This is a genomic window from Ruegeria sp. CI1, from assembly GCF_056536925.1.
Map to the genome: position 1 here is coordinate 233880 of NZ_JBQFQP010000005.1, position 12613 is coordinate 246492.

Consider the following 12613-nt stretch of genomic DNA (forward strand, 5'->3'; position numbering starts at 1 on the left):
CGAAAACATTCGATAAACCCGGTGCCTAACGCGGCGATTTAACCTGCCTGTCGCGTTCGCGCTTGGTTGACCCTCTGACCCGGCAGGGGTAGAGAATGTCCAGTCAACTCGCAAATTGACGGCACGTTCAAAGGTGGACGTGCAGGAAAGGAGCCATTCGTGGAAGAGCTGTTGCGGGAATACCTCCCGATCCTGGTTTTTCTGGCCGTCGCTGTCGGCCTTGGAATCGTCTTGATTCTCGCGGCTGTCGTTCTGGCTGTCCGCAACCCCGACCCCGAAAAGGTAAGTGCCTATGAATGCGGTTTCAACGCATTCGACGATGCGAGGATGAAATTCGACGTCCGCTTTTATCTGGTGTCGATCCTTTTCATCATCTTCGATCTTGAAATCGCAATGCTGTTTCCGTGGGCTGTGAGCTTTAAAGACATCAGCGACGTCGGGTTCTGGTCGATGATGGTGTTTTTGGCGGTACTGACCATCGGCTTTGCCTATGAATGGAAGAAGGGGGCCCTGGAATGGGAATAATGACAGGGGCGAACACAGCTGATGTCGACAAGGAAGTCGCGACCCGGGCCCTGAACGCGGAATTGCAGGACAAGGGCTTCTTGCTGACCTCGACCGAGGATATTATCAACTGGGCGCGTACGGGTAGTCTGCATTGGATGACCTTTGGCCTGGCCTGCTGTGCTGTGGAAATGATGCATACGTCGATGCCGCGTTACGATGCCGAGCGGTTCGGCATCGCGCCACGCGCGTCCCCACGCCAGTCGGATGTGATGATCGTGGCCGGAACTCTGACCAACAAGATGGCCCCGGCGTTGCGCAAAGTTTATGACCAGATGCCCGAGCCACGCTATGTGGTCTCGATGGGGTCCTGTGCCAATGGCGGCGGCTATTACCACTATTCCTATTCGGTGGTGCGCGGTTGTGATCGGGTTGTTCCGGTTGACATCTACGTTCCCGGTTGCCCGCCGACTGCCGAGGCGCTGCTTTACGGTCTGCTCCAACTGCAACGCAAGATTCGCCGCACGGGGACGATTGTACGATGAGCGAAACATTGAACGAACTCGGGACCCATATCGAACTCAAACGCCCTGATTGTGTTCTGGGCTGGGATGTGAGCTTTGGCGAACTCAATGTGGATGTTGCCCCTTCCAATCTGGTCGATTTTATCGATTTCCTGAAGTCCGACCCCAATTGCAGGTTTTCCAGCCTGGTGGACATCGCAGGCGTTGATTACCCCGAACGCGGCAAGCGGTTCGACGTGGTCTATCACTTTCTGTCGATGTACCAGAATCAGCGCATCCGTTTGAAGGTGTCGGTCCGCGAGGATGACATGGTGCCTTCGATCGTGGATGTGCACCCTTCAGCCAACTGGTTCGAACGGGAAGTCTTCGACATGTTCGGAATCCTGTTTTCCGGCCATCCCGATCTGCGTCGCATTCTCACCGACTATGGATTCCGCGGCTACCCTCTGCGCAAAGACTTCCCGACCACAGGTTACACAGAGGTCCGCTATGATGAGGCGCAAAAACGCGTCGTCTATGAACCTGTGGACCTTGTGCAGGAATACCGGCAGTTCGATTTCATGAGCCCCTGGGAGGGTGCCAATTATGTTCTGCCGGGGGACGAGAAACAGGAGAGCAAGTGATGGGTGGCATCTGGTGGCTGATCCTTTCCGCGCTGACGATCATTCCGATGGTCAAGTTGTTACCGTTCTTCGGGATCAACAAATATTGGTGCCTGGCTTGCCTGATCCCCTTCGGTACGATTGCACTTTTGTGGTGGATGGGCCTGAAGTTGCAAGAACTGGAGCGCCGTTGAGATGCTGATGATGTTGGGGGAACTGATCGCACTGGGTGTGCTTGGGGTCCTGCTGGCGGGCGCTGCGGCTAAGGCTGTCGAGACGAAAAAAGTCCGCGTACGGGCTGATGCGAAAAAGAACAGACGAGGGCGTTGATGGACGGCTCAAGATACGATGACGGCAGCACGGACGCGCTGAGCGGAGAACAGAAGATCCGCAACTTCAACATCAACTTCGGCCCGCAACACCCTGCTGCGCACGGAGTTTTGCGTCTGGTTCTTGAGCTGGACGGCGAGATCGTCGAGCGCTGTGATCCGCATATCGGCCTGCTGCACCGTGGCACCGAAAAGCTGATGGAAAGCCGGACCTATCTGCAGAACCTGCCGTATTTTGACCGTCTGGATTACGTGGCACCAATGAACCAGGAACATGCCTGGTGTTTGGCCATCGAAAAGCTGACCGGGGTAGAGGTGCCGCGTCGTGGCTCTCTGATCCGGGTTCTGTATTCCGAGATCGGGCGCATCTTGAACCACCTGCTGAACGTGACAACGCAAGCGATGGACGTGGGTGCGCTGACGCCGCCGCTCTGGGGCTTTGAAGAGCGCGAAAAGCTGATGGTGTTTTATGAGCGTGCCTGCGGCGCCCGCCTGCACGCCGCGTATTTCCGCCCCGGTGGCGTGCATCAGGACCTGCCGCCGGAACTGTTGGACGATATCGAGGCGTGGAGCCACGAATTCCCCAATGTCCTAGATGACATTGACGGGCTGCTGACCGAAAACCGCATCTTCAAACAGCGCAACGCCGATATCGGCGTGGTGACCGAGGATGATATCCAGAAATACGGCTTCTCGGGCGTGATGGTGCGTGGATCGGGTCTGGCATGGGACCTGCGCCGCGCGCAACCTTATGAATGCTATGACGAGTTCGAATTCCAGATCCCCGTTGGCAAAAACGGCGACTGCTATGACCGCTATCTCGTCCGCATGGAAGAGATGCGCCAATCGCTGCTGATCATCCGTCAGGCCATTGCCAAAATCCGCGACTGCCCCGGTGACGTTTTGGCGCGTGGCAAAATCACCCCGCCGAAGCGCTCGGACATGAAGACCTCGATGGAAAGTCTGATTCATCACTTCAAACTGTACACCGAAGGCTTCCACGTGCCTTCCGGTGAGGTCTATGCCGCCGTTGAGGCCCCCAAGGGTGAGTTCGGTGTCTATCTGGTCGCCGACGGAACCAACAAACCCTACCGCGCCAAACTTCGCGCGCCGGGCTTCCTGCACCTGCAAGCCATGGACCACGTAGCCAAAGGCCACCAACTGGCCGACGTCGCCGCCATCATCGGGACGATGGATGTGGTGTTCGGGGAGATTGATCGTTGACGCTTACTTCCGTCGTAGAGTTTGTTGAGCAGATGCTGACGCTAGCCGCGTTGGCGGGCTTGGCTATTTCTACAGCGGCCTACGTCAAAACGAAGATTAATGAAAAAGAAGCAGTACGCGTTGCAGCGGTCGATGAGTGTAGGAAAGTTAGTGTTCATCACCTTCTCCACAACGACCCAAATTTTTTAACGGTTTCGCAAATACTGAATGAGCTTCGAGCATCCTCATATGAGACTGGTATGGATGTTAGGAAGGCGGAACTTTCGGAGCCGAAAGTTCGCCTACTACTAATGGATATGATTTCTGCAGGGGTTTTGATCCAAAGGCATGGAGATCAATATGGTGTCGCCCAAGATAAGTTTGACATTGGTGCCGTTGCAGTTGAAGAGCAGCTTAGGACCCATATGGCAGCCAAAGTAGCCGTCGGATTGATTTCCAAATACCCGAACCACTTTGACGATGTAACACTCCTGGACGAAACGCGGAGCCAGTCTACGACAACGTTTTCTGATGCCGAGTTTTGGATCGCCATGGCCGACGTGCAAGGCCGTGGTGTCGCTCATCGAAACGATGGCGGCAAATGGGAAATAGGTAAGGTCTAGAACATGCTCCGCCGTCTTCATCCCGAACAACCCGAAAGCTTTGCCTTCACCGCTGCCAACCAGCAATGGGCCGAAGCGCAGATCACCAAATACCCCGATGGCCGTCAGGCCAGCGCGGTCATTCCGCTGCTGTGGCGCGCACAGGAACAAGAGGGATGGCTGAGCCGTCCGGCGATTGAATCCGTCGCCGACATGCTGGGTATGGCCTATATCCGTGTGCTTGAGGTTGCTTCGTTTTACTTCATGTTCCAACTGCAACCCGTTGGGTCGGCTGCGCATATTCAGGTTTGCGGCACGACCTCCTGCATGATCTGCGGGGCCGAGGATCTGATCGCTGTCTGCAAGGAGAAGATCGCGGCCAAGCCACACATGCTGTCCGCCGATGGCAAGCTGAGCTGGGAAGAGGTGGAATGCCTCGGCTCGTGCACCAACGCGCCGATGGCGCAGATCGGCAAGGATTATTATGAGGATCTGACCGCCGAAAGCTTTGGCAGGATCCTTGATGATCTGGTGGCGGGAAAAGTTCCGACACCGGGCCCGCAGAATGGTCGATATGCGGCTGAACCGCTCAAAGGTCTGACCAGTCTGACCGATTATGACAGCGGCAAAACCCAGTACAACGCGAGCGTTCAGTTGGCGAGCGATATCGGGGACACCGTCAAACGTATCGACGGCACTGAAGTACCGCTGCTGACATCGTGGCTGGGCAAAGATGGCAAAGCTGCCGGAGCCAAGGCCGCGCCCAAGCCGCCCAAGACCCCAGCCGCACCGAAACCGGCAGTCAAACAGGCGGCTGAAGCCAAAGTAACCGAAGTCAAGGAAGACGAACCTGAAATCCTGAAAGAGGCTCGGGATGGCAAGGCTGATGACTTGAAGCTGCTGAAAGGCGTGGGGCCGAAACTGGAGCAGACGCTCAACGAACTGGGCTTCTATCACTATGACCAGATTGCGGCTTGGACACCGGAACAAATGGCCTGGGTCGATGCTCGGCTCAAGTTCAAGGGCCGGATCGAGCGCGATGGTTGGATCGAACAGGCAGCCAAGCTGGCAGCGGGTGAGGAAACCGATTTCGCCAAGCGCGCCAAGAAAAACGGGATCTACGAGGAGTAGCCCGAAAAAACGAGAATGAGTGGCGTTCCCGCCAGGGGGCGTCGGGATGAGCCGGACGAGATGGACACGGACAAGGAACTCGCCATTGCCCGAAAGGGTCGCCACATCGGACTGGTCATTGCGGTGACCATGCTGGCATGGCTTGCTCTGTCACTGTTCATCGGTCCCGCATTGAAATTGGAAGCTCGCTATGCGTTGCTTTTCGATTTCGCGGCGCTTGCCGGTCTCATCTATGCGGTGATCAACATTTTTCAACTCTGGCGCATGCGCCAGGACAGCCAAGGGTAAACTAGCGATGCTGAAGGATCAGGACCGGATCTTTACCAACATCTACGGGATGCACGACCGCACGCTCAAAGGTGCGCAGGCCCGGGGGCATTGGGACGGCACCGCTGGCCTGATCGACAAGGGGCGTGACTGGATCATTCAGACGATGAAAGACTCGGGGTTGCGTGGTCGCGGTGGTGCGGGGTTTCCGACCGGTTTGAAATGGTCATTCATGCCCAAGGAAAGCGACGGTCGCCCCGCCTATCTGGTAGTGAACGCGGATGAATCCGAGCCGGGCACCTGCAAAGACCGCGAGATTATGCGCCATGATCCCCACACACTGATCGAGGGTTGCCTGATCGCATCTTTCGCGATGAATGCGCACACGTGTTATATTTACATTCGGGGCGAGTACATCCGTGAGCGCGAGGCGCTTCAGGCCGCGATTGACGAAGCTTACGACGCCGGTCTTTTGGGCAAAAACGCTGCTGGATCGGGGTGGGATTTCGACTTGTTCCTTCACCATGGGGCAGGCGCCTATATCTGCGGAGAGGAAACTGCCCTGATCGAAAGCCTTGAGGGCAAGAAGGGCATGCCGCGCATGAAGCCTCCGTTTCCGGCGGGTGCGGGACTGTACGGCTGCCCGACCACCGTGAACAACGTGGAATCCATCGCCGTGGTCCCGACCATTCTGCGTCGGGGCGCGGACTGGTTCGCAGGCTTTGGTCGCCAGAACAACGCAGGCACCAAATTGTTTGCGATCTCGGGCCATGTAAACAACCCCTGCGTCGTAGAAGAGGCGATGTCGATTTCTTTCGAGGAACTGATCGAAACCCATTGCGGCGGCATTCGCGGCGGCTGGGACAATCTGCTGGCCGTGATTCCGGGCGGGTCCTCGGTTCCTTGCGTGCGCGGAGAAAACATGCGCGACGCCATCATGGATTTCGACTATCTGCGGGGTGAGTTGGGCTCTGGTCTGGGCACGGCTGCGGTGATCGTGATGGACAAATCCACGGACATCATCAAAGCGATCTGGCGGCTGTCGAAATTCTACAAGCACGAAAGCTGTGGCCAGTGCACGCCTTGTCGTGAAGGCACTGGCTGGATGATGCGCGTCATGGATCGTCTGGTGAAGGGTGAGGCCGAGCTGGAAGAAATCGACATGCTGTGGGATGTGACCAAACAGGTCGAAGGGCACACCATTTGCGCGCTTGGCGATGCGGCCGCTTGGCCAATCCAGGGCCTGATCAAGAATTTCCGCGAAGAGGTTGAAGAACGCATCAAGGCCCAGAAAACAGGTCGTATGGGCGCCATGGCGGCGGAGTAAGGCAGATGGAAGTCTTTGAAGCATATTCGCACGCGATTGCCTCGCTGGTGATCTTCACCCTGATTGTTCTGGCATTGTCGCCGTTCTCGGCGTTGGCTAAGGCTGGAAAGGGGTTGGCTCCAGGCGCCACGCCTGAGCAGGATTATGCGGACAAGGCCTATCGTCTGAACCGGGCATACCTCAACGGGACCGAAACGCTGCCCGCCTTTCTGGCCGTGACGGTCGCGGCCGTTCTTGCCGGGGCAAGCCCGTTCTGGGTGAACCTGTTTGCCGCGCTGGTTCTGGTGGCCCGAGTTGCCATGCTGGTGGTTCACCTGCGTGGCATCGGCAAACCGCACAGCGGTGTACGTTCGGTTTTCTATGTGGCTGGCTGGGCTTGCATGGCGGTGTTGGCCGTTATGGCATTGGTGGCACTGTTTTGAACCGATTTTTCCGATATCACGTAGCAGAAGCCTTTGATCGGCCGGATCACTCTGTGTTGCCCGTCTGCGCGCGGTCCCGGGCGCATCTTGCTGTTGCTGGCGTTTTGGTCATTGCTGCTGTCACTGCTGGGTGCGCGCGAGAGCAAAAGGCGAACCGAGTTTTGTTCGATGGGCACTTTTTTCCAACCAAGGCGCAAGCTGTGGACAAAAAGGTGTCTCTTGCCGATTTCACAGTGACCGTATCTGATGCGTCGCAGTCTACAGACGGTGCGCGCGAAGCCGGTCGGTATGCAGGAACACGGTATTGCATCGAAAACTATGGGTCGTCCGACATCGTCTGGAAAGTCGGGCCTGACACCGACCCACAAAACCTGCGCATTGTGGACAACAAGCTGACTTTCGCGGGGACATGCCGGAGGCCATGAACGACTGTTCAGCATATCCTAGTCATCGGGAGCTGACGTTATCGAATAGCGTCAGGACATGGTTTCGCTTGGGGAAATCCCAATCGAAAGGATCTGTTGTGTCGAAGCTAACAGTCGCGTTCGCTGCCTTGTCTTTCTCAGTGCCGGCATTGGCCGGAGCCAAGCCCCCTTTGCGCGAAGTTCCACAGATCGCCGACGGCATCTTCACCATCGTGGTTGCCAATGAAATTCGCAAGACGTGTGACGATATCAACGGGCGCATTTTCAAGGGGATCGGCGAAATCCGGCGTTTGCGGGCCGAAGCGAACGCCTTGGGGTATTCCGATTCCGAAATCCGCGCGGTTCTGGATTCCGACGCGGAAAAGGAACGTATGAAGGCGCGTGGTCGGAAATACATGGCTGGGTTGGGCTTGAACTATGACAAACCGGGCGACCTGTGTCGGCTCGGCCAGCTGGAAATCAAGAACAAAAGCGCAATTGGCGCGCTACTGAGGGCGAATTAGATCATGTCTGACCTCCGCAAGATCAATATTGACGGGCAGGAAATCGAAGTCGATGGCTCGATGACCCTGATCCAGGCCTGTGAAGAGGCCGGAGTTGAAGTGCCGCGTTTCTGCTATCACGAGCGTCTGTCGATCGCCGGAAATTGCCGTATGTGCCTGGTTGAGGTCGTCGGCGGCCCACCGAAGCCCGCAGCCTCGTGCGCCATGCAGGTGCGCGATTTGCGCCCTGGTCCGGAAGGTCAGCCGCCGGTCGTCAAAACCAATTCGCCTATGGTCAAGAAAGCCCGAGAAGGTGTGATGGAGTTCATGCTCATCAATCACCCGCTGGATTGCCCGATTTGCGATCAAGGCGGCGAATGTGATCTCCAAGATCAGGCGATGGCCTATGGCCTGTCGGGTACCCGCTTCAAGGAAGCAAAGCGAGCGGTTGACGATTTGGACCTTGGGCCGCTGGTTTCGACTGCAATGACCCGCTGCATCAGTTGCACACGCTGCGTGCGCTTCACCACCGAAGTCGCCGGGATCACTCAGATGGGTCAGACAGGGCGCGGTGAGGATGCCGAGATCACCTCGTATTTAAACCAGACGCTGGACTCGAACCTGCAGGGCAACATTATCGACCTGTGCCCGGTTGGGGCGCTGACCTCGAAACCTTATGCGTTTACAGCACGCCCGTGGGAATTGACGAAAACCGAAAGCATTGACGTGATGGATGCGCTTGGCTCAAACATCCGCGTCGACACCAAGGGGCGCGAAGTAATGCGCATTCTGCCGCGCAATCATGACGGCGTGAACGAGGAATGGATCTCCGACAAGACCCGGTTTGTATGGGACGGTCTGCGCCGTCAGCGTCTGGATAAGCCTTATGTTCGAGAGAACGGAAAGCTGCGCCCGGCAAGTTGGGCGGAGGCATTGGGCAGAGCCGCTGACGCCCTGAAAGGAGCGGAAAGAGCAGCGGGAATCGTGGGCGATCTTGCCCCGGTCGAAGCCGCCTTTGCGCTGAAACAAATGATAGAAGGGCTGGGCGGTGTTGTCGAATGCCGCACCGACGGCGCGCGATTGCCTGCCGGAAACCGTGGGGCGTATGCCGGTACTGCCGCCATCGAAAACATTGACTCCGCCGAACGAATTCTTCTGATCGGCACCAACCCGCGCGACGAGGCGCCCGTTCTGAACGCCCGCATCCGAAAGGCCTGGGCGCACGGGGCCGAGGTGGCTCTGGTGGGTCCGGCGGTCGATCTGACCTACCACTATCATCATATGGGCGACGACCGCGCGGCACTGCAAAAAGTCTTGGACATGGGGGGTGACGATGAAATCAAGAGCAAGCCCTCGCTGGTCATAGTTGGGCAGGGCGCGCTGCAAGAGGCGGATGGCGCTGCCGTTCTTGCCGCGGCGCAGACCATTGCCGCCAACACGGAAAGTGGTCTGATAATTCTGCACACGGCAGCCTCGCGCGTGGGCGCGTTGGATGTGGATGCCACCAACGAGGGCGGCATGGAAGCGGTCAGCGCTGCGGATGTAATCTATAATCTCGGGGCAGACGAGGTCGAAATCGGTGAGGGCGCATTTGTCATTTACCAGGGCAGTCATGGCGACCGCGGTGCACATCGCGCAGATGTAATTCTGCCGGGGGCAGCGTATACCGAGGAAAACGGCCTGTTCGTGAACACCGAGGGTCGCCCGCAGCTAGCAATGCGGGCCGGTTTTGCGCCGGGCGAGGCAAAGGAAAACTGGGCGATCCTGCGCGCACTCAGCGCCGAATTGGGGACGGCCCTGCCTTACGACACTCTGGCGCAACTGCGAATGGCTATTGTTGAGGCCATTCCGCATCTGGCCCGTATCGACGAAGTGATCAAGAACGAGGTGCAGCTGCTTGATGCCGGGGCTTTGGGTAAGGCTAGCTTCCGGAATGCGGTAAAGGACTTCTATCTGACCAACCCGATTGCGCGTGGTTCACAACTGATGGCTGAACTGTCAGCTCAGGCAAAAGCACGCATGGCAGAGAAGATCGCGGCAGAATGAACCAGATCTGTTTCATATCTCCGATAATGGCGCATACCGTCTTGGGCGGTGTCGTCGTGCGTCAAATGCGCATGGAACCGAACAATAAGGGTGGCGTTGCGGCGGCGGATGCTGTTTACACCAACGCGCCGACCCAACCGCAGGACTTGCTGGTCTTTGGCCAAAGCATGAAGCGCGGGAAACGGAATACCTACGGTGTGAGGACAAATGGCTGATTTCTTTAACACCCCAGGCGGAATAGCCATCATCATTCTGGCGCAGGTGCTTGCTGTTGTTGCCTTTGTGATGATTTCGCTTCTGTTTCTGGTCTATGGCGACCGCAAGATTTGGGCTGCTGTTCAGATGCGGCGCGGGCCCAACGTGGTGGGGATCTATGGCCTGCTGCAATCGGTGGCCGACGCGTTGAAATACGTGGTCAAGGAAGTGGTCATTCCTGCCGGAGCAGACCGCGCCGTCTTTATCCTCGCACCGTTGACCTCGTTCGTGTTGGCGATGATCGCCTGGGCGGTGATCCCGTTCAACGATGGTTGGGTACTGTCGGATATCAACGTCGCGATCCTCTATGTCTTTGCTGTGTCCTCGCTGGAGGTTTATGGCGTGATCATGGGCGGGTGGGCGTCAAACTCAAAGTACCCGTTCCTGGGCTCGCTGCGCTCTGCTGCACAGATGATCTCTTATGAAGTTTCGATCGGCCTGATCATCATCGGCGTGATCATCTCGACCGGATCGATGAATTTTGGCGAGATCGTGCGAGCGCAGGACGGCAATCTGGGCCTGTTCAACTGGTACTGGCTGCCACATTTCCCGATGGTCTTCCTGTTCTTCATCTCGGCACTGGCTGAAACGAACCGACCACCGTTTGACCTGCCAGAAGCGGAATCGGAACTGGTGGCGGGTTATCAGGTCGAATACTCCGCCACGCCCTTCCTGCTGTTCATGGCAGGCGAATACATCGCCATCTTCCTGATGTGCGCGCTGACGTCGCTGCTGTTCTTCGGCGGCTGGCTGTCACCGATCCCGGGCCTGCCGGACGGCGTGCTGTGGATGGTCGCCAAGATGGCATTCTTCTTCTTCCTCTTCGCGATGGTCAAGGCGATCACCCCGCGCTACCGCTACGACCAGCTGATGCGCTTGGGCTGGAAAGTGTTCCTGCCGTTCTCGCTGGTCTGGGTGGTCTTCGTGTCTTTTGCGGCGAAATTCGACTGGTTCTGGGGCGCGTTCGCCCGTTGGAGCGTAGGAGGCTGACTGATGACGCAAATCGATTACACCCGCGCTGCCAAATACTTCCTGCTGCAGGATTTCTGGGTCGGCTTCAAACTGGGAATGAAGTACTTCTTCGCCCCCAAGGCCACGGTGAATTACCCGCACGAAAAAGGCCCCCTGTCTCCGCGTTTCCGGGGTGAGCACGCCCTTCGCCGTTATCCGAACGGTGAAGAACGCTGCATCGCCTGCAAACTATGCGAGGCGATCTGCCCGGCGCAAGCCATCACCATCGACGCGGAACCACGCGAAGACGGCAGCCGCCGTACCACGCGTTATGATATTGACATGACCAAGTGCATCTACTGCGGTTTCTGCCAAGAGGCCTGCCCGGTGGATGCAATCGTCGAAGGCCCGAACTTTGAATTCGCAACTGAGACCCGCGAGGAGCTGTTCTACGACAAGGAGAAGCTGCTCGACAACGGCGAACGCTGGGAAGCCGAGATTGCCCGCAATCTGGAAATGGACGCGCCTTACAGATGAGTGATACGCCGACAAATCCGTTCGAGCTGATGATGAAGCAGGCTCAGGACATGGCCAAGGCTATGAACCCGGCGATGGAAAGCTTCTCGCCCAAAGGGTTCGAAGCGCTGTGGCCGACCATGCCAAAAGAGGTCATGGAGATGATGTTCGGCAACACCGTCAACAAGGACGGGCTGGATGCCAAGACCCGACTGCTGTTGACGTTGGCCGGGCTGACCTGTCAGGGCGCTCAGGCGGATTCAGCCGTGCGCCAGACCGTGCGTCATGCGCTGGAAGCGGGTGCCAAGAAACAAGAGATCGTGGAAACGATCGGTCAGATGTCGGTTTTTGCCGGCATCCCGGCCATGACCCGCGCGCTGGATCTGGCGCAAGAGGTCATGGGCGACAACGAGGATGAGGATCAATGACCGTCTTTGCCTTCTATCTGTTTGCCATCAGCGCCATTACCGGCGGGCTGTTCACGGTGATCAGCCGCCAGCCGGTGCACTCGGTCCTGTGGTTGATCCTGGCCTTTCTCTCCTCGGCGGGGCTGTTCGTTCTGCTAGGGGCGGAATTTGTCGCCATGCTGCTGATCATCGTCTATGTCGGCGCGGTGGCGGTTCTATTCCTTTTCGTGGTGATGATGCTGGATGTGGATTTTGCCGAACTAAAGGCTGAGATGGCGCGATACATGCCGCTGGCGCTGCTGATCGGGCTGGTGATCCTGATGCAGTTCGTCATGGCATTCGGTGCCTGGGAAAGTGCGCATGGTGCAGCTGAGCAACTCGCGCAGCCTGTGCCTAACGACCGTCACAATACCGAGGCTCTGGGCCTCATCATCTATGATCAATATTTCCTTCTGTTCCAGCTGGCGGGCCTGATCTTGCTGGTGGCGATGATCGGCGCCATCGTGCTGACGCTGCGCCACCGTCAGGACATCAAGCGTCAGGACATCATCGGCCAGATGATGCGCGACCCGGCCAAGGCGATGGAACTGAAGGACGTGAAACCGGGGCAGGGACTTTGA

17 protein-coding genes are annotated in these 12613 nt (G+C 57.5%); all 17 read left to right on the forward strand.

Going from position 1 to position 12613, the window contains the following annotated elements; genetic code table 11:
- Positions 1–159: 159 nt before the first annotated feature.
- The 17 genes from ACR0LZ_RS08105 to ACR0LZ_RS08185 all read left to right on the forward strand — a co-directional run bounded on the left by ACR0LZ_RS08105 (position 160) and on the right by ACR0LZ_RS08185 (position 12613).
- Positions 160–525 carry an NADH-quinone oxidoreductase subunit A gene (locus tag ACR0LZ_RS08105; RefSeq protein ID WP_480749284.1) on the forward strand — a complete coding sequence of 122 codons (366 nt, stop codon included), beginning with the start codon at positions 160–162 and terminating at the stop codon, positions 523–525.
- Positions 516–1049, forward strand: coding sequence for a NuoB/complex I 20 kDa subunit family protein (locus ACR0LZ_RS08110; protein WP_480749285.1), 534 nt, complete (start codon positions 516–518; stop codon positions 1047–1049). Before ACR0LZ_RS08105 ends, ACR0LZ_RS08110 begins: the two co-directional genes overlap by 10 nt.
- Complete coding sequence (locus ACR0LZ_RS08115) at positions 1046–1651, forward strand: NADH-quinone oxidoreductase subunit C (protein WP_480749286.1); 606 nt, start codon at positions 1046–1048, stop codon at positions 1649–1651. Before ACR0LZ_RS08110 ends, ACR0LZ_RS08115 begins: the two co-directional genes overlap by 4 nt.
- Positions 1651–1824 (forward strand): hypothetical protein, encoded by a 174-nt coding sequence (locus ACR0LZ_RS08120; RefSeq protein ID WP_480749287.1) that lies wholly within the window; start codon positions 1651–1653, stop codon positions 1822–1824. Before ACR0LZ_RS08115 ends, ACR0LZ_RS08120 begins: the two co-directional genes overlap by 1 nt.
- A 135-nt stretch (positions 1825–1959) precedes the next feature.
- Entirely contained in the window at positions 1960–3183 is a 1224-nt protein-coding gene (locus tag ACR0LZ_RS08125) for an NADH-quinone oxidoreductase subunit D (RefSeq protein ID WP_480749288.1), read from the forward strand.
- Positions 3180–3785 (forward strand): hypothetical protein, encoded by a 606-nt coding sequence (locus ACR0LZ_RS08130; RefSeq protein ID WP_480749289.1) that lies wholly within the window; start codon positions 3180–3182, stop codon positions 3783–3785. Before ACR0LZ_RS08125 ends, ACR0LZ_RS08130 begins: the two co-directional genes overlap by 4 nt.
- 3 nt (positions 3786–3788) lie before the next feature.
- The gene (nuoE, locus tag ACR0LZ_RS08135; RefSeq protein WP_480749290.1) at positions 3789–4895 is read left to right on the forward strand and encodes an NADH-quinone oxidoreductase subunit NuoE; all 1107 of its coding nucleotides are present in this window, start codon (positions 3789–3791) and stop codon (positions 4893–4895) included.
- A 60-nt stretch (positions 4896–4955) separates the two neighbouring features.
- Positions 4956–5183 (forward strand): DUF5337 domain-containing protein, encoded by a 228-nt coding sequence (locus ACR0LZ_RS08140; RefSeq protein ID WP_480749340.1) that lies wholly within the window; start codon positions 4956–4958, stop codon positions 5181–5183.
- 7 nt (positions 5184–5190) lie between these two features.
- Positions 5191–6489 carry an NADH-quinone oxidoreductase subunit NuoF gene (nuoF, locus tag ACR0LZ_RS08145; protein WP_480749291.1) on the forward strand — a complete coding sequence of 433 codons (1299 nt, stop codon included), beginning with the start codon at positions 5191–5193 and terminating at the stop codon, positions 6487–6489.
- A 5-nt stretch (positions 6490–6494) separates the two neighbouring features.
- Complete coding sequence (locus ACR0LZ_RS08150) at positions 6495–6911, forward strand: MAPEG family protein (protein ID WP_480749292.1); 417 nt, start codon at positions 6495–6497, stop codon at positions 6909–6911.
- 523 nt (positions 6912–7434) lie between these two features.
- Positions 7435–7839 (forward strand): DUF5333 domain-containing protein, encoded by a 405-nt coding sequence (locus ACR0LZ_RS08155; protein WP_480749293.1) that lies wholly within the window; start codon positions 7435–7437, stop codon positions 7837–7839.
- Between the two features lie 3 nt (positions 7840–7842).
- Positions 7843–9864, forward strand: a complete 2022-nt coding sequence (gene nuoG, locus ACR0LZ_RS08160) for an NADH-quinone oxidoreductase subunit NuoG (protein ID WP_480749294.1) — start codon at positions 7843–7845, stop codon at positions 9862–9864.
- Positions 9861–10079, forward strand: coding sequence for a hypothetical protein (locus ACR0LZ_RS08165; protein ID WP_480749295.1), 219 nt, complete (start codon positions 9861–9863; stop codon positions 10077–10079). The genes nuoG and ACR0LZ_RS08165 overlap by 4 nt, the downstream gene beginning before the upstream one ends.
- Positions 10072–11109: an NADH-quinone oxidoreductase subunit NuoH gene (gene nuoH / locus ACR0LZ_RS08170; protein WP_480749296.1), complete on the forward strand. Its 1038-nt coding sequence runs from the start codon at positions 10072–10074 to the stop codon at positions 11107–11109. Before ACR0LZ_RS08165 ends, nuoH begins: the two co-directional genes overlap by 8 nt.
- 3 nt (positions 11110–11112) lie before the next feature.
- Complete coding sequence (gene nuoI / locus ACR0LZ_RS08175; RefSeq protein WP_353008116.1) at positions 11113–11607, forward strand: NADH-quinone oxidoreductase subunit NuoI; 495 nt, start codon at positions 11113–11115, stop codon at positions 11605–11607.
- Positions 11604–12014 carry a carboxymuconolactone decarboxylase family protein gene (locus ACR0LZ_RS08180; protein WP_170325667.1) on the forward strand — a complete coding sequence of 137 codons (411 nt, stop codon included), beginning with the start codon at positions 11604–11606 and terminating at the stop codon, positions 12012–12014. Before nuoI ends, ACR0LZ_RS08180 begins: the two co-directional genes overlap by 4 nt.
- Positions 12011–12613 carry an NADH-quinone oxidoreductase subunit J gene (locus ACR0LZ_RS08185; RefSeq protein WP_480749297.1) on the forward strand — a complete coding sequence of 201 codons (603 nt, stop codon included), beginning with the start codon at positions 12011–12013 and terminating at the stop codon, positions 12611–12613. The genes ACR0LZ_RS08180 and ACR0LZ_RS08185 overlap by 4 nt, the downstream gene beginning before the upstream one ends.